We start from the raw sequence: 21,534 nt of genomic DNA on the forward strand, positions 1-21,534 counted from the left end.
TTCAGACAAAAGCAAGGCCGGGATTTTCCCGGCCTTTCGCATCCAACCACGCCGAATACAACCATGTCCGCCGATAGCCTCCGCCAGCGCCTCCTCGAACTCCGCCGCGAGATCGCCCGGCACGACTATGCCTATTATGTGCTCAACGCGCCGATCATCCCGGACGCCGAATACGACCGGCTGATGCGCGAGTTGCTTAAGATCGAGGCCGGCCACCCCGAATGGGTCACGCCCGACTCCCCCAGCCAGCGCGTGGGCGGGGCGCCGCAGGCAGGCTTCGCCGAGGTGCGCCATGCCGTGCCGATGCTTTCGCTCGACAACGCCATGGGCGAGGATGAGCTCGCCGACTTCGACCGGCGGGTGCGTGAGCGCCTGGGGACGGACCACGCGGTGGAGTACAACGCCGAGCCCAAGATCGACGGCCTAGCCATCAGCCTGCGTTACGAGGACGGCCTGCTGGTGCGTGCCGCAACCCGCGGCGACGGTGAGCGCGGCGAGGACGTGACGGCGAACGTGCGCACCGTGCATGCCATCCCGCTGCGCCTGATGGGCGAAGGCTGGCCGAAGGTCCTGGAGGTGCGCGGCGAGGTCTACATGCCGCGCAAGGGCCTGGCCGCGCTCAACGCGCGGCTGGCGCGGGCGGGCGAGAAGACCTTCGCCAACCCGCGCAACGCTGCCGCCGGCAGCCTGCGTCAGCTCGACTCGCGCATCACCGCCACCCGTCCTTTGAGCTTCTTCGCCTACGGCTGGGGCGAGGTGGACGGCCTCGCCCTCCCCGAACGGCACAGCACCATGCTCGAACGCCTGCGCGAATGGGGCCTGCCGGTGAACCCGCTCAATCAAGTCGTTCACGGCCTTGCCGGGGCCAAGGACTATGCCGCACGAATTCTGGCGAAGCGCGATGCACTCGACTACGACATCGACGGCGCCGTATTCAAGGTCGACCGGCTGGCGGATCAGCGCGAGCTTGGCTTCATCGCCCGCGCCCCTCGCTGGGCGGTGGCGTTCAAATTCCCGCCCGAGGAGGAGCTGACCGAGCTGCTGGATGTTGAGTGGCAGGTCGGGCGCACCGGCGCGCTCACCCCCGTCGCCCGGCTCAAGCCCGTCCGCGTGGGCGGGGTCACGGTCAGCAATGCCACCCTGCACAACATGGACATGATCCGGCAGAAGGACGTGCGCCTTGGCGACACCGTGATCGTGCGGCGTGCGGGCGACGTGATCCCGGAGATCGTGGGCAGCGTGCCCGAACGCCGCCCCCCCCACGCGCGCGCGATCACCGCGCCAGCCGCCTGTCCGGTGTGCGGTTCGCATGTCGAGCAGGTCGAGGGCGAGGCGGTGGCGCGCTGCACCGGCGGGCTGTACTGCCCCGCCCAGCGCCGCGAGGCCATCCGCCACTTCGCCTCGCGCCGGGCGATGGACATCGACGGCTTGGGCGAGAAGCTCATTGCCCAACTGGACGAGGCCGGGCTGGTCAAACGCCTGGACGACCTCTACCGTCTCAAGCTCGCGGACATCGCCGCGCTGGAGCGGATGGGTGAGAAGTCCGCGCAAAACCTGCTGGAGGCCATCGAAAAGTCCAAGCACACCACCCTGGCGCGCTTCCTCTACGCCCTCGGGATCCGTGAGGTCGGCGAGGCCACGGCGCAGAACCTCGCCCGTCACTTTGGCACGCTTGAGTCGATTATGGATGCCTCGATCGAACAACTCATGAACGTTCCCGACGTCGGCCCCATCGTTGCGGAGCACATCAAAGACTTCTTTGCTGAACCGCACAACCGCGAGGTCATTGCCGGCCTGTTGGCGGCAGGCATCCATTGGGACAGCCCTGCGCACAGGGCGGGCGAGCAACCCTTGGCGGGCAAGACCTACGTCATCACTGGCGTGTTGACCGGACTTACCCGCGAGGAGGCCAAGGCACGGCTCGAAGCCCTGGGGGCCAAGGTCACCGACAGCGTATCAAAAAAGACCAGTGCGCTGATTGCCGGAGAAAGCGCGGGCAGCAAGCTCGCCAAGGCCCAGGCGCTAGGCATTCCAGTGCTGGATCAAACCCAGTTTGAAGCCCTGTTGGCAGGCCGTTGAAAAACGTTTTTCAACGGCCTGCCAAACGCCGGGTAAGCGCGGCGCCCTCGCCGCGATAAGGTAGCCCAAAACGGTCCATCGGACCGAGGGCGGGCCTCCTACAACCCAACAGAAGTTTTTTTCAACGGACTGTTAACAGCCTATGGAAAGGTCTTTTCAAAGCCCTCGACTGCGGCAGGACAGCCTTGTGCGAACTGCGTGCCGTGGCGACAAGAGGCAGGGCCTTGATCGCAGCAGAACGCCGCTCCCACAGGTATGGTCATCGGACAGGCTTTTGCCGTCCCATCAATTCCAGCGCTCACGCAGGTAGATGACACTCTTGTTGCCGCGATACATACCCCACGAAGCGCGACCTACCGGGTTATCGTCATGCGCGCCATCGCCATCCCAGTCATAGCGCAACCAAGGTTGCTTCCCCGTCTCATTGACCCCGAGCATAGGCGTGATATCGACAAAACCAGCATGGCCCGCCCCTGGCGCACTCAAGTCAAGGTTCAAGGCACCGGATGAGAACGTACCCCACCCACTCAATGTGGTTGAACCACCGCCCACACTGATGCTGCCCGTGGTCTGGTTTTGCTGCTGATTATTATCCAGCCGCACCAGGGAGGGGCTATCCAGCTTGGTGCAACCATCTAGCTGATTCTGGATAAATGTGCTGCCATCGTAATACTCCGCCAGTACAGGCAAGGTCAAAGACTGGGTTTCCAAGAACTGGTGCGCCTGCCCAAGCTTCATCCGCCCCGCACGCAACAATGTCTGCCCCTCATTCGAACCGGATGCCGCACCCGTGTCAGCATCGTTGGCGCGAACCTGAAGGGTCGCCGGGGCGGTTGTTTTACTTGAAAACTCAAAGGCAATCTTTTTGTTTGCCATGAGGTCAGCCTCTCCAGCGTTGAAATCGGAGGACTCCACACACTGGGTGCACGCCAGGAAATCGCGAGTAAACTGACCGCTCGTCCCCGTGACATTGGACAGGCCGACCGGTTTTGCAAACGAGCCTTGGTAATTCTGCACGGTGCCACTCGCGCTATTTTTCGCGGTGACCTTCAAACCAAAGGGCTGGCCAGAGTAGCTAAAGCCCGTACAGGCATCGCTGACCTCGGTGTCAAAATGATGCGGTATAAACCGACCAAACCAATCGCTGGGGTTGGTATTGCCAAATTTGCAACCATACTTCGTATTCCCATCCTGTGTATTGGAAAAATCATTCGTGCAATCCCCGCCCGCGCTATCGACCTGAGTGAAATCATCGTCATACACACCTTCAGCACCCAGGCGAAAATAACCTACCTCGCTGTAAGTGAAGGCATGCCCTACCGCCTCACCTGTATTGCGGGGGGCTGGATCAAAGCCGCCAAGGAGCGCCCCCAGGGCCTGCGCACCAGCGTGAGCCTCAAGCTTGGAAGCGTCGGTCTTGGGTGTGCCGTCATAACCCGTTATGGCCAAGGCGCGTAGATCAAAAGGATCTGAACCCGCCTTAAGACGTGGCGCACCATTGGGGTCTGCACCATGGCTAGTGTCTGCTGTCGCCACCGTGGTCGTCACGGAGGAAAATGCGGTTGGACGAATGGCAAAGCCATCTGTTGAACAGGCTACTTTGCTTGGGGTCACCGTAGTGTCAGTCACCCGGCATTTCACATGACGCCAGGCTTGGTTGACCGTCATCGATGCAAGGGACTTGCGCCCCTGATCGCTGCTGGTAAAAGTCACGGTCTGCGAAATGGCTGGATTAAGCGCAGGCAAGCTGCTGCAGGCGCCACCGCCAGAGGCATCCACCAGCTCAACCCACACCGAGCGCGGGCTTCCCCCGCTTGTCACATAGTTTGTTTCCCGGGTGCCATCGGCCCTAAGTGCCGCCACATCAACGCTAAACGCAGTGCCTGCAAGCTTGGTATACAAGCGCCCAGTGCGCAGATCGTTGCCCGAGCTGGGCTCGCGCGCCTCAAGGCAGGTAAAGCTCTCAGCACAGGCGGAAAAGACCATCTGACAGCTTTCCGTTGAACCACGGAAACAGCGCGTAGGGTTGGTGGCGGTGGGGGAGGTGGCGCTCGCCCCCAAGGTGATGGTCGAGGCGCTAGACACGCTCAGATTGAGCGTGGCTGAACCGCCGCTGATGGTGATGGGATCCGCTGACCAGCCGCTCGAAGGCGAGGTCAGGTCCACCGTCACATCGCCGGTAAAGAGCGTGGAGCAGGCGGCATCCGCACAGGCCTTGATGGTCAGAGACTCAGGCTGACAAGTCAGCCCCTCACCGTCGTGCTCGATGCGGATATGATCCGGTCCAGCCGTCGTGAGCGGACAGGGACTTAATGCCGAAGAAGGGATCAGGCTAAAATTCCCAGAGGTACCATCGGGCTCATCCCAAAACAGCCTGGCATATGCCTGCCCGCCCCGTTCATAGTGCTCCAGCATGATAGGGACCGCATTCCCGGCAATAAGTGTCACGGGTGAGGATGTATCGTAGCGAGGCGCATGATCATTCCAGGCATCCAGGACCTTGCTTCCGTTCACCCAGAGGCGAATGCCATCGTCGCTGTACGTTTGGAAGACATGCGACCCGGTACGCGAGGGGATCAGATAACCCTCCCAGCGCACGCTAAAATCATCCCCGCGCGGCAAAACATCAGGAGTTGACGTTACCCATGAAAAGTCAACTGTCGCGTCATTTCTCTTAACCCAGGGGCCCTGATGATAATTTCTCTGGATGGCGTATTGCGAATAATAGGTGCCAACAAGACCCGCCCTTCCCGAAATAGGGCGCGTTGTTGGATTGGGATTGATCGTACGCCCACTTGCAGTTTGTACGTCCTTGATCTGAAGTTGATAAGTCCCGCCAGCTTGTAGGTTCTTATTAAGCGCAAGGGTCACGCTATAACCATCCGCAGAAAGCGTGGCGGAGGTGACCTCAAGCCCCGGCGTCGAGGAAGAAGAAAAACTGTAATTCTGTTTCCGATCGGCGCTACCTGAGGCTACGGGATAAGAATATTGTACTGTCAGTTGGTTGGTGCTCCCGCAGGGCTGGAGCACTCCCTGCACATAAGGCTGGGGGCGAAAGAGGAGGGCCGAATTTGGCGTAACAGCATTCTGGTTATAGGAATGCTTGATAAAATCATCATTGGTCACCTCAATGCCAATCGTCGCATCCACTCCATTACCATTTCCTGCGCCATATTGAAACTTGATCTCCCCCGTCTCATACAAAATAACCTGGACATTATACTGACCGGTATTAAGGTAGTGCGGGACGGCATTCCAACTGACCACCAAACGGCGCTGGGGCGCACTGCCAAACGTGCCATAGGTCACACTCCCGCCCGCCGCGGGATTCAGGTCATCCCAATAGGGCATGATCAGGGCAGAGGTGGTTTCCGTCAAATTCGACGTAGGAAGGTTCGCGTTGTTATAATCACTCACCCCCGCAAGCAAGGAAAGCAATCCATTAGACGATATATAGATCTTATTAAACATCTCCCCAGCAAAGGGAAAATCAAAGCCGATATTAATTTGGCTGGCACAATCATCACAATTAAGACCCGGAACGGGTGTGGATACCGTTTCCCATTGAAAACTAGCCGTTACCTTGTCGAAATTGGCCTTGGTGACAGCATAAGCCGGTGCGAACAAGAAAAACCAGACGAACAAACTTGATAAGGTCAACCCCAGTAGCCTATCCATCACGCCCCTCCTGTCTTGACCCATACACTCATTTGCATGGTACGCACCAATTCCACACCCATGACGGTGCTGCCGCGTGCTTCGCTTTGCACATGATAGGCCGTATAGGTGCCTGCACCCTCCGTCACAGGGGAGGCAGCCTGGCAGGTCACAGTCACGGCAACACCTTCAACCACGAGGTTCTGGCTCGCCAAGCACTGAGGCGAACTGCCTTGGGTGAGCTGGCTGCGCCCCCACTCCAGTCCAGCGCGCGCCGCATAATAGGCCTGCCGCCCATCATGGGCCATAGCCTGCCCTAGGTGTTGAGTGGTAGCGAGCTGGCTCATCGAAAGACCAAGGCCTGCCAGGACGACCAACACGAACACAACGGTGATGATGGAAAAGCCGCCGGTCCTTTTCATGGCGCGTTGATCACATGGGCCTGGTAGAGGAGGGTGATGCTCTCGCCCTGGTCGCTCAAGCCGAGGCGCAGGGTTACCACACCCGAGCGTTCCTGATTCCCTGCAACGTAGTCCATCTGACAGACGCTGACATGTTCTGCGAGAAGGCTACCCTCGCCGGTAAAACCGGTGGGCTGGTTTACCGCGTAGCCATAGCCCGTATGGCGACGCAATTGCCCGTTGTTGCAATAGAACGTCACTGGCCCACTGCTCGGCACGACCTCAAAACGCTGGGCGATGAGTGATGGATGGGGAAAGCGCTTGGCGGCCGCAAGCTGAATACGACTACCTACCGTAGTGATGGCCTCGCGGTTGTCGCCACGGTAAGCGTTGGTCACAGGGCCGGTGGCGGTGGTGTTGTAAATGACAACCGCATCCCCCGCTTGAGCCTGCCCGGTCTGTAGCCCCCCCACGACATCGAAGCTCGAATCGCTCTGGGTAAAGTCGAGGATATCCTCGATCGCGGCGTTATTGGGATCTTGTGCAGCGCGATAACGCCCCCCATCCACGGTGGGTATAAACTCCAGATACTGCCCCCCGCCTGCGACCCTCACGCTATTGGGCAAGGCGTGACGCAATTCACGCACCATGCGGGTGAGCGCCGTATCGGCCTCGGCCACGAGCTGGGCTCGCCTGGCCTGATCCTCGTAGGCGCGGATGGGGTTGAGGATGATGCCCGTGGTGAGTGCGGCCATGATGCCCAGCACAACAAGCACCACAACCAGCTCAAGCAGGGTAAAACCCAGCTCCCCTCCGAAGAGGGGGCTCGGTAATCCACGAGGGCAAGATTCATAAGGGCTCATCTTGCATCCTCCAACCCACCAAACTCGCCCGTGCGCCATCATCACGGGCATGTGTGACGCTAACGGCGATCTTGCAGCCACTGACGCCTTGCAAGCTGTCGCTCACCGCCGCCACCTGCACGCGGTAATCTTCAAGGCCCGCCAAGGGATGGCCTTGCACATCGTTCGGCGGTGAATCATCCAGGCCGTCATAATCCGCCACTTCATCCCAGTCCGCCCGTGGTAGTCCACTGGCGGGCGTGCTGGCGCTGCAATTGACTGGATTGCCCTTGCTAAGAATCTCCTCCAGGTAACCCTCCGCCAAGGCAAGGGCCTGTTGCCTGAGCATGGGATCGGCGCTCTTGGCCACGGTTTGGCTATACACCAACAGGATGCCTGCCAAGCCGATGGAGAGGATGACCACAGCCAGAACCAGCTCGATCAGGGTAAAACCGTGAGCGCCTGCGCGTTCAGTGCACATAGCCCGTCTCTGGCTCGATGGTGAGGGTATGTGAGCCGATGGCCAGGCTCCCTGAAGCAGACGGGCGACCTAAGCCATCAAAGGTAAGACTGGAAATGCTGGTTGCGATGCTTACCCCTTGAGGAGCCAGACCTTGACCACGGGCCGATCCATCCCAAGGCAAGCCCTTGGCGGGGTTATTCAGATAGCTACTGCCCGGGCAACTATCGCCTTGGCAGACGCGAAAGGCGCTGGGACTTAGGGCCACCGTCACGTGCGCATTGGCCGCGATCGCCGCCTGACGTGCATAACGCACGGCGGAGAGGGTCTCCTCAAAGTAGCCATATTCATTGAATGCCGCATCCTTGAGGCGTGGGACGGCCACAACGGCAAGGATGCCGAGCAGGACCATCACCATGACCAGCTCGATGAGGGTGAAGCCTCCCGCCCAAGAAAAAGGCGGCTTTCGAGCCGCCTTTTTGCTCAGCACAGCCATGTGTGCCGCCATCCTAGTGATTGATGAATCAGTTCGTCAATTGCACAGGAATGTTGTCTTTGGACTTGGTCGTATCTGCTTTGCTGGTCAGCTTGCAGTAAGCGATAAGGTTGGTCGTATCCTTGCCTGTGGAGCCCGCTGTAATGGTGTATTTATCCAGCGAGCCCTTCTGCATGATGGTTTCCATCTTGTCGACCGTACAAACATCTCCGTTGGTAGCTCCGCTCAAAGCAACGCCTTTGGTTCCATTGGATGCCTTGTAGGCCGCGTAATTGATCGCAGCGGCCGAGGACATAGCCCCCGCCACGCCATCGAGGGCGGCATTCTCAGCCTCCGCAGACAAATCGACGAACTTCGGCACCGCCACCGCGGCCAGGATACCAAGGATGACGATGACGACGACCAGTTCAATCAGGGTGAAGCCGCTTTGGGCGCGCGGGGTTTTCATAGGTGAGTCCTCATAGAGAATGCGAATGGATCAGCAGCCGGTATTGGTCACCGTGATGGTCGGCCGATCGTTGGCGGCCGCAGGGCTCGTGTAAGCCACGGTGCAGTTGGCCACATTCCTCCACTGGAAAGTGGAGGTGGTGCCGGCGTTCGTCACTGTCCAGTCGGTGGTCTTGTAGTCCACCACCTGGACGATACCGTTGTTGGTGCCGCCTTCCGGGTAGCCATAGTCGAGGGTGACGTTGGTCACGCCGTCCGAGTTGACGGCGAATACGACGTTGGCGGCGGCGGTGTTGGCGCCATTGGCAAGGGCCTTGCCGTAGACGATGGCTGCGGCCGCCTTCATCGAGCCTTCCATGGCCGCCAGCTGGGCGATGCGTGCGTCACGCTGGAGGTTGATGAACTTCGGCAGGGCGATGGCCGCCAGGATACCCAGGATGACAATGACGATGACCAGTTCGATCAAGGTGAAGCCGTTCTGACGACGCTCAAGACGCATGCCTTTATCCTCCAGGCAATCATTCCGGTGAAACCACTGCGTTGCATGAAGCAACCATGGAACGCGGATTGGGCGCAGGGGAGGCCCAACCCGCATTCGCGCAATGGCATGGATCCCCTCACCCCTACCCCTCTCCCAGAGGGCGAGGGGTTTATTCAGGGGGTGTTTGTGCTCTTTGTGCCACTTTTATCGAAACATGGCAACTGTTGTCTCAGCGCCGGCTGGCCAGCTGGGTCAGATCCCACATGGGCAGGAACACGCCCAAGGCGAGCACCAGGACCATGACCCCGACCACGACCGTCAGGACGGGCTCGATGATGGCCGAGAGGTTGGCAATGTCGTACTCCACCTCGCGGTCGTAGAAGTCGGCCACCTCGCGCATCATGGTGTCCACCTGGCCGGTCTCCTCGCCCACGGCCAGCATCTGCAGCACGACGGGGGTGAAGAGTCCCGTCTGGATGGCGGTGCGCAGCATGGTATCGCCGCGCTCGATGCCCATGCGCATGCCAAGCACCTTTTCCGCCAGGTACATGTTGTCGCTGGCGCGCGCCACGCCGACCAGCGCCTGGGTGATGGGCACGCCGGAGCCGAGCGCCATGCTCAGAGCCCGGGTGAAGCGGGCGAGGGTGGCGCGCAGCAGGATGTCGCCCACCTTGGGGATGCGCAGCTTGGCGCGGTCCCACCACAGGCGGCCCTTTTCGGTGGCGGTCCAGCGCCTGAAGGCGAACACGGCCAGTGCGATGCCACCCAGGACGATGTGCCAATACGCGGCCATGAACCCCGAAAAGGCAAGGATCATGCGGGTCGGCAGGGGCAGCTCCATCTGGAAGCCGGAGAACACCTTGGCAAAGGCCGGAATGACCAGCACCGTGAGCACGCCGATGGCGATGAGGATGGCGACGATGACGAAGCTGGGATAGCGCATGGCCGACTTGATACGGTCGAGGGCCACCTTGTCCCGATCGAGGTATTCATACATGCGCAGGAAGGCCTCGTCGATGCGGCCGGACATCTCGCCCACGCGCAGCATGCTGATGTACAGGGTGCCGAAGATGGCCGGGTGGCGGGCGAAGCTGCCGGCCACATCGCGTCCGCCCTCGAGGTCACGCACGATCTCGCGCAGCACCTCGGCAAAACGCGGATTGGCGGTGGAGTCCGCCAGCCGGGTCAGGCTCTGGATGATGGGCACGCCGGCCTTGGTCAGGCTGTACATCTGGCGCGAGAAGAGGATCAGCTCCGCCAGGCCCGGCTGGCCGATGCCGAGCCGGCGCTTGAGGTCATCCAGCGGACGGCCGCGCTCTTTCTTCTCCCGCACCTCCAGCGGGATCAGACCCTGGCCGCCCAGCAGGCTGGCCGCGGCCTCGGTCGAGGCGGCCTCAACCTGGCCCTGCTGGAGCTGGCCGCGTGGGTCGCGGGCCTTGTAGAGAAAGATCGGCATGACGGATCAGCCCTTCCAGAGCTCGTGCATCATGCCTCCTCCACCTCGCCCACCACGCGCATGACCTCCTCAACGGTGGTCAGCCCCTGCGCGGCGTAGTCGAGGCTGCTCTCCAGCAGGGTATGGAAATGCGGACTGTGGCGGGCGGCCTCGGCGAAGGCATGCACGTCCTCCTGGCGCAGCGCGGCGAGCATGGTGGCATTCGGCTCGAGGTACTCGTACACGCCGATGCGCCCACGATAGCCGGTGTTGTTGCACTGCGGGCAGCCGCGTCCCCTGCGCAGGCGCATGGCGGCCGGGTCGCGCCCCACCCCTTGCAGCCAGGCCGCCTCCTGCGGGTCGGGGATGTGCTCCTGCGCGCAGTTCTCACACACGCGCCGCACCAGGCGCTGGGCGATGATGGCGCGCAGCGCAGCGGCGGCGAGAAAGCCCTCAGCGCCCATGTCGAGCAGGCGGTCGGCGGTGCTGACGGCATCGTTGGTGTGCAGAGTGGAGAGCACTAGGTGGCCGGTGATGGCGGCGCGCAGGCCGATCTCGACCGTCTCCGTATCGCGCATCTCGCCCACCAGGATCACGTCCGGGTCCTGGCGCAGGGCGGTGCGCAGGATGTTGGCGAAGGTCAGGCCGATCTTCGGATGGACCTGGACCTGGTTGATGCGCTCCAGCCGGTATTCGACCGGGTCCTCGGCGGTGATGATCTTGCGTTCCGGGCTGTTCAGCTCGCGCAGCGCGGCATACAGGGTGGTGGTCTTGCCGGAGCCGGTCGGCCCAGTGACCAAGATCATGCCGTGCGGGTGGCGCAGCTGGCGGCGGAAGCGCTCGAGGATGGCCGGAGGCATACCGAGCTTTTTCAGATCGAAATGCTCCAGATTGTGGTCGAGCAGACGCATGACCACCGACTCGCCGTGCTGAGTCGGCATGGTGGACAGGCGCACGTCGAAGTTCTTGTTGCGCACGCTGATGTTGAAGCGCCCATCCTGCGGCAGGCGGCGCTCGGAGATGTCCAGCCCGGCGACCAGCTTGAGACGCGAGACCACCGCGGAGGCGATGCGCTTCTCCGGCATCACCTGCTCCTGCAGCACCCCGTCCACGCGCATGCGGATGCGCAGGACCGTCTCGTCCGGCTCGATGTGGATGTCGGAGGCGCGGCTGGCGGCGGCGTCCTCGAACAAGGATTGCAGCAGCTTGACCACCGGTGCATCGGCCACGTCCTCGGCGCGCAGCAGGCGGTCGACGTCGGTATCGCCGGCCGAGAGCTCCTGCCCGAGGTCACGCGCCAGCTGGACGATCTCCTCGGTGCGTCGGTAGGCGTTGTCGAACACCGCCAAAAGATCGGTTTCGCGCACCACCGCGACGTTGGCCTGTCGGCCCAGCACGCGGCAGACCTCGTCGTAGGCGAACAGGTCGGTCGGATCGGCCATGCCGATGAGCGGCTGCTCGGGATCGTTGTCGAGCAGGATGACGCGGTTGCGGCGGGCCACATGCTCCGGCAGCTTGCGCACCACTTCGGGATCGTAGCGGTAGTGACGCAGATCGACGAGTTGCAGGCCCAGCTGGTTGGCCAGGGCCTCGAGGATGCGTTGCTCGGTGGTGAAACCGAGTTCGACCAGCGTGGCTCCGAGCTTGTGCCCGCTGCGCTTCTGCTCGCCAAGCGCCATCGACAGCTGTTCGGCGGTGATTTCACCGGCCTGGACCAGCAGGTCGCCCAGCCGCACCTTCTTCAGAACTGCCTGCGCCATGACTTACTCCCCCTGACCGAGCTGCTGGAGGCGTTCCTGGACAAACGCGCGCGAGGCCGCATCCAGCCCTTCGAGGCCGAGCGCCTGGGCATAGGCCGCGCGGGCGGTGGCCGGCTGGCCACTGTTCTCCAGGGCGATGGCGCGTCCAAGCGGCCAGCGCGGATCACGCGGATCCAGTTCGGCCGCATGGCGGTAGGCCTCCGCCGCCACGGCATGGTCGCCCGCGCGGGCCGCGAGCACCGCGAACAGGGCCTGGTGGGCAAGACGATCCGCGGCCATCCTCGCCCGCAAAAACGCCAGGGCCTCCTGTCCACGCCCCTGATCGGCGAGCAGGCGCGCCATCAGCTCGACCAGTTCCGGCTGGCGGGGCTGGATCTCCAGGCCGCGCAGCAGCTCAATCTCCGCGGCGCGGGGTTGACCGGACCGCAACAGCAGACGGACCAGCAGTTCGCGCGCGCGGACGTGCTCGGGTTGGGCCTGCACGGCCTGGCGCAGCTTATCCATGGCCAGCTCGGCACGACCTTTCTGCTGCAGCTGCCAGGCCTCGGCGTAGAGTGCTTCGGCCTGCTGCGCTGCCGTAAGGCCGGGCGAGGAACCCGCGACCTTGTCCGAAGCCGGTTTGGGCGGGGCAGAAACCGCCCGAGGCGCTTCCTTCTTCGCGGGGCCTGTGGCGACCGGCACACCATGCCCGTCCTTGGCAAGGGCAGGTGCGGCCTCCCGATCCGACGGCGCTGGCGAAGCAAGGAGGAGTTCCCAGTGCCGCAGTCCATCGTCGCTTCTGCGCGGCTGGAGCCGGACATCGGCCGTCGAAGGCCAGACGAATCCAAGCCGCCAACCCTCACCCGCCGGCTGACTTTGCCATTCGCGCAGGCTGGGGTGCGGTCTTTCCACCGTCGCTGAGCGGATGCCCGGGAGGTAGAGGTCGACCCGCTCGCCATCGCGGCTCAGGCGCACGGCCTCCCGCAGGGCCTTGTCGAAGGCCAGATCGAGGCGCAGCGCCTGACCCTGGTCAACAGCCGAAAGCATGACCAGACGAACCTCATCCTCCGCGTCCCCCGGGGCCGGCTGCGGGGTCGCTGGGGGCACGGTTTCCGGGGCGGATGCCGGACTGGACGCCTGGCGAATCTCGGGCCCGGAGGGGGGCGTCTCATCCCGTGAGCCGGCGAGTTCCTCGACCGAACCCAGGCCAGCCATCGGGGCTTGGTTCCCCGAGCGCAGCAGGTACAAGGCCGCGGCCATGGCCAACAGGATCAGCAGGAAGGGCCAGAACAGCCAGGACAGACGGCGCCGCACGACCCTTTCGATGGGCGGGGTGACGTCCGTGTGCCGCAGACCGTCGACGTGAGAGGCCAGGCGTTCACCCACCTGGGCCATCTCACCGGGAGACTGGCCACTGGAGGCCTTGCGCGCCTCCAGATCCTTGAGCATGTCGTTGATGAGACTCATGGCATTACCCGAACCAACCGCCCCAGCGCGGGCGGGTGGCGTCTTCCGTATCTTCGATGGCGCGGCGCACATGGATCGGGCGGAGCATGCGCTCGCCCTTGCCGTAGGCGCTCATCAGCGCCTTGTGCGCGAGGATGTTGACCAAGCGGGGCACGCCACGGCTTCCCCGCGCCAGCAGGCGGGCGGCGCGGCCGCCGAGTAGAGCCGGGCCGTTGTAGCCAGCCATGCGCAGGCGGTGCATGACATAGTCCGCGACGCTGTCGGGGTCGAGCGGAGTGAGGCGATGGCTGAAGGTGATGCGCTGGCGCAGTTGGCGGATCGAGGGGCGGGCGAGGATGGTGTCCAGTTCCGGCTGGCCGAACAGCACCACCTGCAACAGCTTGCTCTTTTCCGTCTCCAGGTTGGTCAGAAGGCGCAGGGCCTCGAGCCCCTCCTCGCCTAGTCCTTGGGCCTCGTCCACCACCAGCACCACCCGCCGCCCCTCGCCATGCAGACCGACCAGGCGCTCGGTCAGGCGCTTGAGCAGCTGGTGGTCATCCAGGCCGCTGGCATCCACGCCGAGCTCGTCCGCCACGGCACGACGCAGGGCCGGGGCATCGAGCTGGGGATTGGGCAGCCAGGCCGTCATCACGCTGTCGTCGAGCTGACCGAGAAGCGTGCGGCAGAGCAGGGTCTTGCCGGTCCCCACCTCGCCGGTCACCTTGATGAACCCCTCGCCTTCGATGAGGGCGACCTTCAGCACGTTCAGCGCTTCCTGGTGCCGTGGGTAAGCGTAGAAATAACCCGTGTCGGGCGTCAGGCTGAACGGGTATTCGCGCAGGCCGAAATGCTGCAGATACATCCCTTACTCCGCGACCAGCGCAGGCTGGCTGGCCTTGTCCACCGCCCGCAGATTCTGGATGCGCACGCGGGTGGCATCGATCTCCTGCTGCCAGTCACCGTCGCCGTTCACCACCACCGGCCGCAGCAGGATGACCAATTCGGTCTTGCGGGTCGAATCCTTGCGGTGCTTGAACAGCTCGCCCAGCCCCGGGATGTCGCCCAGTCCCGGCAGGCTGGCGTTGTTCAGGCGGCCCGCATCCTCCATCAGTCCGCCGATGACGATCACCTGGCCGTTCTTGGCGCGCACGATGGAATCCGCCTCGCGCACCTTGGAGAAGGCCAGCGGCAGGCGCTGGGTCTGGTTGAAGATGGTGAATTCCTTGGTCTGATTGACCACCTCGGTCACCATCGGGTGGATGTGCAGCACGACCTCGCTCTCGTTGATCTGCGGCGTCACGTCCAACGCGATGCCGGAGAAGAAGGGCGTGAGCTGAATGTCCGGCACCACGCTGGTGCCCGCCGCGGTGCTGGTCGAGGTCGAGGATACGCCGGTGACGAAATACTCGTCACTGCCGACCTTGATCACGGCCTTCTGGTTGTTGAGGGTGGAGACGCGCGGGCTGGAGAGGACCTGCACGTTGCCCTGGCTCTTGAGCAATTCGATGAAGGCGGTGAAATCCCGGGTCGCCAGGGTGGCGGCGAACATGCCGCCAAAGGCGGAGGCGGCCGTGCCCTCGATGAATTGCCTCGCGTCCGGGTTGAGCACACCGGTGTTGCCGGCGATCTCCGACTTGCCGGTATTGAGCAGGGTGCCGCCGCCGGTCTGCCCCAACAGCAGTCCATTGTTACCGCCATTCCAGTAGCGCAGGGCGGACCAGTTGATGCCGCTCTGGAAACCGTCATTCAGCTCCACCTCGATCAGCTTGGCCTCGAGGATGACCTGGCGTTGCACGCTGGACTCCGACTGCTTCAGGTAGCGCTCGATCTCACGCAGCTCGTAGGGCAGGGCGCGCACCACCACCAGGCCGGACTGCGGCGAGATGACGATGCTGCGGCTCTCCGCCGGGCGCGCCGGGACCGTTCCCTGCGGCCCCGGGGTTGCCGAGGCATCCAGCAGGGAGGCGCCGTTGCAACCGAGCGGGGTGCTGATGGAGCGCGTGCTGCCCGCCACCGGCATCTGTTCCTGGCTGAGCGGCAGACCGACCAGGGTGCAGAGCGAGGCCGCCAGCTCGCGCCAGTAGTCGGACTGCGACTGGGTGTGGATCTGGCTGCCGTACGGCGAAGTGGTCCCCGCGCTGCCGGGGTAGGGCGTGCCGGTCCCGCCCATGGTGCCAGCCACCGCTGTGCCGGGGGTTGTCTGGCGCGGGGTCTGGCTGACCTGACCAGAATTGACCTGGGTGCCGGACTGTCCACCCCGGTTGACGTTCAGGTAGCTGACCTGGAACAGGCGGGTCTGCAGGCGTGGCGGCAGGACGACGTAGTTCAGGCCATCCTTCTCGTATTCGTAGCCGTAGCTGGCGCGCACAAGGCCCAAGGCCTCGTCCACCGTGACGCCCTTCAGCTCGAGGTCGATGCTGCCCTGCACGTCCGGATGGACGACCATGTTGTAGGGCGTGCCCTGCACCAGTCCCATGAAGAATTCACGCGCTGGGGCATTGTGGACCGCCACGTCGAAGCGACCGGCCATCTTACTTGGCGCCAGGCGGGCCAGGTCATCCTTCATTGGCGCAAGCAAGGCCGCCTCGACGGCAGGCGGAGGGGTTACGACCGTTGCAGGCATGGCGGTCGTCGGACGCAGGGAGGATTCGATCCGATCCAAGCGTGGCTCCGGGTCGGTGCGCGGTGTGGTGCACCCCTGGATCAAACCCAGCAGGGTCAAAATGGCCAGGGGCAGAGAGGTTCTTTGCAGAGGGAGGGTGTTCATGGACGCAGATTCTCTTCGACAGGGTTGCGGAATCCATCCATGGATTCCGCCCTTCGGGTGTCGCCTTGCGGCGACCCAACGCCGTTCCCGACGGCGTTGTTCGGGACAGGCTTCTTGATGACGGCGCCAGACAACAGGCCCAGTTCCACCGGTGGCCCTCCTTCACGTCCCAACAAGACCGAGGAGGGGCGGATGGCCAGCACGCGATAGCCGGCCCATTGCTCGCCGACACGGCGGGGATAACCATCGATCACGGCGTAATGCTGGCGCAGGTTGCGCACGATCATGCTCAGGCGCGGCAGGCCAGCCTCGGGGGATAAGGCCGTCTGCTCCGCCGCCGGCACGCCTGCTTCGGGACGGAGAGGATCAGCAAGAGGGGGTTGTTCCGCCGTTGCGGCTGAGGCCAGGGCCCAGAACACGAGGGCGCTGATCACCAAACGCTTAAACACCGATCCAGTCCTCCTGCAGACTCAGGGTGTAGACGGTCAGGCGCATGCGGGCGCTCGGATAATCACGGGTTTCGATGTCCAGCCCCTGCCACATCAGCCGCCATGGGCTTGCCTCCAGCCGTTCCAGATAGCGCACCATGTCGACATAGCGGCCTTCGAGCTCGATCTGCACGGGGTGGCGGTAAAGCGCCATGCCCTGTACCCCCGCCTTGGGCGCAGGCTTCGCGCCAGACCCCTCTTCCGCCTCTTCGGCCGGTGCGCCGAAGGCAAGCTCCGGCGGCAGCCGACGGAGGGCGATCAGGCTGAGGTTCGACCCCTGCAGCAGCTCATGCAGCACCTGCCGCATGCGCTCCGCATCCATCAGCCTGAGGCCCTGCTGCTTCAATTCGACATCCAGATCCGCCTGCCTGCGGACGAGCTCGCCACGCTTCGACTCCAGCGCGGCCAACGACCCTTCGGCCAACTGGATGCGCAGGATCTGTTCACGCGCTTCAAGCAGGGCCAGCTGCTGACGGGCCTCCCGGGTGGCCGAGAGCAGCTGTTTCTCCCGCACGGCGGCGGCATTGAAATAGAGCAGCTGGGCGAGGGCCCAAACCAGGGCCACCCCCACCATGATGATGAGCAGGCGTTCGCGGGGCTGGAGCGCCTCGAAACGCTGCCGGAGGGGTTCGACGACCCTGCCCATGGCAGGCTTGAGGTGAGATGGGATCATGGCCCTTTCTCCTGTTCCAGCTGGTCATCCACACGGGTGCTGATCAGGAAGGCGATGGTCTTGTCATCCCCGTCAAGGCGAAGGGCCTGCATGCTGTTGAAGCGCAGCCCCCGGAAGGCCTCCGCCTCGGCCAGGGCATCCATGTAGCGAGGCAGCTGCTGCCCCTGGTGCATGCGGCCGGACAGGCGCACGTCCATGGGCAGGGTCGGCTCGTCCTGCTTTACAGCCAGGGACATCAGCTGGATGCGGGTCAGCCAGACACCCTGACCATGGGCGGCGGCCAGTCCACGGAGCTGGCGCGAAAAGCCTTCGGTCGGATGCTTCACCTGCCACTGCAGTTCGGCCAGCAGCGTTTCGCGCCGGGCGTTGGCCTGCCGCAAGCGGGCCATCTCCCGCTCCATCGCCTCGAGCCGGTCCTGTTTCACGAGCTGCCCCTCGAGCGCCGCGATGGAGGCGTTCAATGCCAGTTGGCGTGCGTGCAGCCGCTGCTGCTCCTCCTCCATTCCGGCCAGCCGCTGCTGCGTCCACAGGCCATAACCCAGCATCAGGCCAGCCGTGGCCAGAAGGGCAGCCACCAGCCACGGCAAGCCGTAGGGAAGCGGGCGTTCACGCAGTTCGTCGGTGTAGAGATTGAGCAGGTTCTTCATCGGCCCGCCCTCTCATCGCGGGGACGAAGGACGGCACCCAGCGCCAGGCAGGCCAGGTCCGCCGGCTGGCCGGATAGCCGCTGGGTACCGTCGAATACCTCGGCCAGCGCGATCTCGTGCACGGGCAGGCGCAACTGGTCGCCGAGCTGGCGGGCGAGGTGCGGGATGAACGGCCAGTCCGGTGCCAGCCAGATTTGCCGCGGCGGGGGATCGGTGAAATGGCTGTCGTAGAAATCCAGCGTGCGTTGGATCTCCAGCACCAGCCCCTCGACCCGGCCGAGGGCGAGACCTTCGCCTTGCTCAAGGCGGTCCTGTTGCAGCGGATCCCTCCTCTCGGTCCCTTCGAGATGATGAGCCCCGATATTGCTGGAGCGGAACAGGTAGAGTCTGTCGCCACGCGCCACGATGACGCGCGACCCTTGTGCGCCAATGAACAGGAGGGCGCCGTTCTCCTCCCCCGGCTGAAATCGGGCCAGCAGGTGGCGCAGGACCATGTCCTTGATGTCGATGGCGGCAAGGGTCATGCCGGAAGCCTTGATCGCATCGCGCAGGGCCCGCATCTGCGAGAGGCGCGCCACCGCGCAGTAGCCGGTCCGCTCCCCGCCCCGCGCGCGTATGCCCGGCACTTCGACATAATCGAGCACCATGTCATCCACTGGGACAGGGCTGATTTCGCGGGCACGGAACTTGAGCGCGCTGGCCAGCTCCGCTTCGGGCACGTCAGGCAGCGACAGCTGGAGCAGGCTGGCCAGCTGGGAATTCACGGACACGACGACAGGCAACCCGTCAGCAGACAAATCCCGCGCGAGGTCGGCGAAGGCCTGCGGCCACGAAGCCTCGGCCACATGGGGGTGATAGGTACAGGCCTCGATGCGCGGACGAGGGTCGAAAGGGCGGCCCACCCGCACGGCGAGCATGCCCTGCGCGCCGATGGCGATGCCGACCCGGCCCTGGGCGGATGCCTTTCTCCTTTTCAGAAAGCCTGTCCCAAACATTGTCGAAGCCTATCCTGTGCCTTGTCGAAAGAGGCTGTCCCAAGGGATTGACGCTTGCCTGCCGATCCAGCGGGCCATGACGGAAAGCCCTTGATGTCAGTCGAAGTCTGCCCAGGCCGGAGCGTGGTCCGACGGGCGTTCCCAACCGCGCGGCGTCTTGTCGATCCCAGCCGCCGTGCAGCGATCGGCCAGCGGCGTGCTTGCGAGGATCAGGTCGATGCGCAGCCCAAGGTTACGCCGGAAACCGTTCATGCGGTAGTCCCACCAGCTGAAGGTCTTTTCTGGCTGCTCGAAGCGGCGGAAGACGTCCACTAGACCGAGGTCGAGCAGGCGGCGCAGGGCCTCGCGCTCGGGGGTGGAGCAGAGGATCTTCTCGCGCCAGGCCTCCGGATCGTGCACATCGCGATCCTCCGGGGCGATGTTGAAATCGCCGAGAACCACCGTCTCGGGGTGGCGTTGCAACTCGTCGCGGATCCAGTCATGCGCGGCCGCAAGCCAGGCGAGCTTGTAGGCATATTTCTCGGAACCCACCGCCTCACCGTTGACCACGTACAGGTTGATGACCCGGAGGTTGCCGACGGTAACCGCCAGCACGCGGCGCTGGTGATCCTCGAAGCCCGGGATGTCGGTCACCACGTCCGCAAGGGGCTGGCGTGCCAGCACCGCCACGCCGTTGTAGGTCGGCTGGCCCGAGAATACCGCCTCATACCCGAGCGCACGGAAGGCCTCCTGCGGAAAGAGATCGTCGGTCAGTTTGGTCTCCTGCAGGGCGAGGATGTCGGGCTGCTCGGTCTTGAGCCAGTCGAGCACCTGCGGCAGGCGCACACGCAGGGAGTTCACGTTCCAGGTGGCGATCTTCATCGTCAGTACATCGGCGGTGAGTGGGGGCGGCGTATTGTTCCACATCCGCCCTCATCCTGCCGGCACCCCTTCGGTCACAAGGTGGACGAGGACCCCGAGCGCGGCCAGCGCGGCCACCAGCCACAGCCAGGCATGAAGGCGCAGGCGCCGGGCCAGTTGCTGCTGGTCATGGGTGGAGAGGAGAAACGGCCTGCCCTGCGGATCGGCGCGCAGCAGATGGGTCTGCGGCAGGAGGGCCTGTTCCTGCTGGAGGTCGTGCGCATGCCGCTGGGCCGCCTCGCGCAAGGCGGCAAACTCCACCTCGTCCAGGCGGCCATCCCCGTTGGCATCGAAGCGTTGGCGCAGCGAAGGGTCGTTTTTCCAGGCAATCACGAGGTCGCGCGTGATCTCCTGCGGGCTCACCTGCAATCCGTCCACACTCGTGAACCAGCCCAGGGCATAGAGGCGCTCGCCGGCCTGGATCATCTCCTCGGTGTAGCGGTAGTCGCCAGCATTCATCCACGGGGCGCTCAAGCCACCCCCTGGCTGGGGCGTGGCACCCAACCAGGTACGGCGAAAGGCGGGTTCGACGATGGCCCCATCGGGATCGATCACGCACTCGCCCGTGCCGTCGTCGAGCAGGAACAGGCTGGAGCTGGTGCCCTGCCGGACCACAACCCAGCGGGTACCATCATCATCCTTCTCTTTCTTTTCCACCTTGAAGCGCCACCAGGCGCATGCGGTGTGGCTCAGTGGGGAGAGGATCGGCGGACCGTCCATCAGCCGGGCCTGCCCGATCAGCTCCACATACCCTTGGGTGGCCGAGCGGATCCGTGAGGTGGGGGTGTCTTCCATCACCCGCCGGCGGGCCTGCAGGCGCAGAAAACGGGCCATGCCGATCAGGAACAACCCGCCAAGGAAGAGCAGCAGAAAACCGAATTCAGGATCGCGCGCGATCGCATCGACCAGGGCCTGCACGGCGCGTGGCCTTCCTTAGTGCTGGCCGAACAGGGCCCTCAGGTCGACATCGGCCTTTTCTTCGTCCGCGAATTCGAGCAGTTCGAAGGGCTTGAAGGCAAACAGGCGGGCGATGATCACATCCGGGAACTGCTCGATGCGCACATTGTTGGCATTGACCGCCTCGTTGTAGAACTCGCGCCGGTCAGCAATCGAGCTTTCCAGGCCGGAGATGCGTGCCTGCAGATGCTGGAAGGTCTCGTTGGCCTTCAGTTCCGGATAGGCCTCGGCCACCGCGAACAGGCTGCCGAGCCCTAAGCGCAACTGGCCCTCGGCCTGGCCCAGGTCACGCAGGTCATGCGCCTCGCGCGCGGCCTGCACCTGGTTGCGGGCACGCATGACCCGCTCCAGGGTCTCCTGCTCGAATTTCATGTACTGGCGGCAGGTCTCGACCAGCTTGGGCAGCTCGTCGTGGCGCTGTTTGAGCAGCACGTCGATGTTGGCCCAGGCCTTGCTCACCCCGTGTTTGAGACTGACCAGGTTGTTGTAGATCAAAACCCCGTACAGCAGCAGGGCGCCGATCAGGGCCAGGGTGACGATCAGGGCGATGCTCACAGGCTTACTCCTTGAAATGCGCTGAATTGTGGCATGTTCCCTCCCCCCTGGCGGGGGAGGGTTAGGGAG

General features: G+C 63.8%; 20 protein-coding genes. 1 reads left to right on the forward strand and 19 read right to left on the reverse strand.

Annotated elements, in window-relative coordinates; translation table 11 throughout:
• Window positions 1-63: 63 nt before the first annotated feature.
• Window positions 64-2,079, forward strand: a complete 2,016-nt coding sequence (ligA, locus tag V6D91_RS05315; RefSeq protein WP_347318433.1) for an NAD-dependent DNA ligase LigA — start codon at window positions 64-66, stop codon at window positions 2,077-2,079.
• A gap of 285 nt (window positions 2,080-2,364) precedes the next feature.
• Here the strand turns inward: ligA and V6D91_RS05320 are convergent, their stop codons facing one another.
• From V6D91_RS05320 to V6D91_RS05410, 19 genes are all read right to left on the reverse strand, one after another.
• Window positions 2,365-5,757 (reverse strand): DUF6701 domain-containing protein, encoded by a 3,393-nt coding sequence (locus tag V6D91_RS05320; RefSeq protein ID WP_347318434.1) that lies wholly within the window; start codon window positions 5,755-5,757, stop codon window positions 2,365-2,367.
• Window positions 5,757-6,158 carry a hypothetical protein gene (locus V6D91_RS05325; RefSeq protein ID WP_347318436.1) on the reverse strand — a complete coding sequence of 134 codons (402 nt, stop codon included), beginning with the start codon at window positions 6,156-6,158 and terminating at the stop codon, window positions 5,757-5,759. The genes V6D91_RS05320 and V6D91_RS05325 overlap by 1 nt, the downstream gene beginning before the upstream one ends.
• Window positions 6,155-7,000, reverse strand: coding sequence for a prepilin-type N-terminal cleavage/methylation domain-containing protein (locus tag V6D91_RS05330; RefSeq protein WP_347318438.1), 846 nt, complete (start codon window positions 6,998-7,000; stop codon window positions 6,155-6,157). The genes V6D91_RS05325 and V6D91_RS05330 overlap by 4 nt, the downstream gene beginning before the upstream one ends.
• Window positions 6,987-7,460 (reverse strand): prepilin-type N-terminal cleavage/methylation domain-containing protein, encoded by a 474-nt coding sequence (locus tag V6D91_RS05335; RefSeq protein ID WP_347318440.1) that lies wholly within the window; start codon window positions 7,458-7,460, stop codon window positions 6,987-6,989. The genes V6D91_RS05330 and V6D91_RS05335 overlap by 14 nt, the downstream gene beginning before the upstream one ends.
• On the reverse strand, window positions 7,450-7,935 hold the full coding sequence (locus V6D91_RS05340) for a type II secretion system protein (protein ID WP_347318442.1): 486 nt from the start codon (window positions 7,933-7,935) through the stop codon (window positions 7,450-7,452). The genes V6D91_RS05335 and V6D91_RS05340 overlap by 11 nt, the downstream gene beginning before the upstream one ends.
• A gap of 28 nt (window positions 7,936-7,963) precedes the next feature.
• Window positions 7,964-8,383, reverse strand: a complete 420-nt coding sequence (locus V6D91_RS05345; RefSeq protein ID WP_347318444.1) for a type II secretion system protein — start codon at window positions 8,381-8,383, stop codon at window positions 7,964-7,966.
• A 30-nt stretch (window positions 8,384-8,413) separates the two neighbouring features.
• The gene (locus V6D91_RS05350) at window positions 8,414-8,881 is read right to left on the reverse strand and encodes a type II secretion system protein (RefSeq protein ID WP_347318446.1); all 468 of its coding nucleotides are present in this window, start codon (window positions 8,879-8,881) and stop codon (window positions 8,414-8,416) included.
• Between the two features lie 211 nt (window positions 8,882-9,092).
• Window positions 9,093-10,319, reverse strand: a complete 1,227-nt coding sequence (locus tag V6D91_RS05355) for a type II secretion system F family protein (protein WP_347318448.1) — start codon at window positions 10,317-10,319, stop codon at window positions 9,093-9,095.
• Between the two features lie 29 nt (window positions 10,320-10,348).
• Window positions 10,349-12,058, reverse strand: coding sequence for an ATPase, T2SS/T4P/T4SS family (locus V6D91_RS05360; RefSeq protein WP_347318450.1), 1,710 nt, complete (start codon window positions 12,056-12,058; stop codon window positions 10,349-10,351).
• Window positions 12,059-12,061: 3 nt separating this feature from the next.
• Window positions 12,062-13,504, reverse strand: a complete 1,443-nt coding sequence (locus V6D91_RS05365; RefSeq protein WP_347318452.1) for a tetratricopeptide repeat protein — start codon at window positions 13,502-13,504, stop codon at window positions 12,062-12,064.
• A gap of 4 nt (window positions 13,505-13,508) precedes the next feature.
• Window positions 13,509-14,345 carry an AAA family ATPase gene (locus V6D91_RS05370; RefSeq protein WP_347318454.1) on the reverse strand — a complete coding sequence of 279 codons (837 nt, stop codon included), beginning with the start codon at window positions 14,343-14,345 and terminating at the stop codon, window positions 13,509-13,511.
• A 3-nt stretch (window positions 14,346-14,348) separates the two neighbouring features.
• Window positions 14,349-16,250, reverse strand: a complete 1,902-nt coding sequence (gene mshL, locus V6D91_RS05375) for a pilus (MSHA type) biogenesis protein MshL (RefSeq protein WP_347318456.1) — start codon at window positions 16,248-16,250, stop codon at window positions 14,349-14,351.
• Window positions 16,247-16,699, reverse strand: a complete 453-nt coding sequence (locus V6D91_RS05380) for a hypothetical protein (protein ID WP_347318458.1) — start codon at window positions 16,697-16,699, stop codon at window positions 16,247-16,249. The genes mshL and V6D91_RS05380 overlap by 4 nt, the downstream gene beginning before the upstream one ends.
• On the reverse strand, window positions 16,692-17,411 hold the full coding sequence (locus tag V6D91_RS05385; RefSeq protein WP_347318460.1) for a hypothetical protein: 720 nt from the start codon (window positions 17,409-17,411) through the stop codon (window positions 16,692-16,694). Before V6D91_RS05385 ends, V6D91_RS05380 begins: the two co-directional genes overlap by 8 nt.
• Window positions 17,408-18,058 (reverse strand): hypothetical protein, encoded by a 651-nt coding sequence (locus V6D91_RS05390; RefSeq protein ID WP_347318462.1) that lies wholly within the window; start codon window positions 18,056-18,058, stop codon window positions 17,408-17,410. Before V6D91_RS05390 ends, V6D91_RS05385 begins: the two co-directional genes overlap by 4 nt.
• The gene (locus tag V6D91_RS05395) at window positions 18,055-19,053 is read right to left on the reverse strand and encodes a hypothetical protein (RefSeq protein WP_347318464.1); all 999 of its coding nucleotides are present in this window, start codon (window positions 19,051-19,053) and stop codon (window positions 18,055-18,057) included. Before V6D91_RS05395 ends, V6D91_RS05390 begins: the two co-directional genes overlap by 4 nt.
• A 96-nt stretch (window positions 19,054-19,149) precedes the next feature.
• Window positions 19,150-19,914 (reverse strand): exodeoxyribonuclease III, encoded by a 765-nt coding sequence (xth, locus tag V6D91_RS05400; protein ID WP_347318929.1) that lies wholly within the window; start codon window positions 19,912-19,914, stop codon window positions 19,150-19,152.
• Between the two features lie 51 nt (window positions 19,915-19,965).
• A complete protein-coding gene (locus V6D91_RS05405) occupies window positions 19,966-20,871 on the reverse strand; it encodes a GIDE domain-containing protein (RefSeq protein WP_347318465.1) in 906 nt (301 codons plus the stop codon).
• Window positions 20,872-20,886: 15 nt separating this feature from the next.
• On the reverse strand, window positions 20,887-21,465 hold the full coding sequence (locus V6D91_RS05410) for a LemA family protein (protein ID WP_347318467.1): 579 nt from the start codon (window positions 21,463-21,465) through the stop codon (window positions 20,887-20,889).
• Window positions 21,466-21,534 lie beyond the last annotated feature (69 nt).

Source organism: Thiofaba sp. EF100 (genome assembly GCF_039822285.1).
GTDB lineage: Bacteria > Pseudomonadota > Gammaproteobacteria > Halothiobacillales > Halothiobacillaceae > Thiofaba.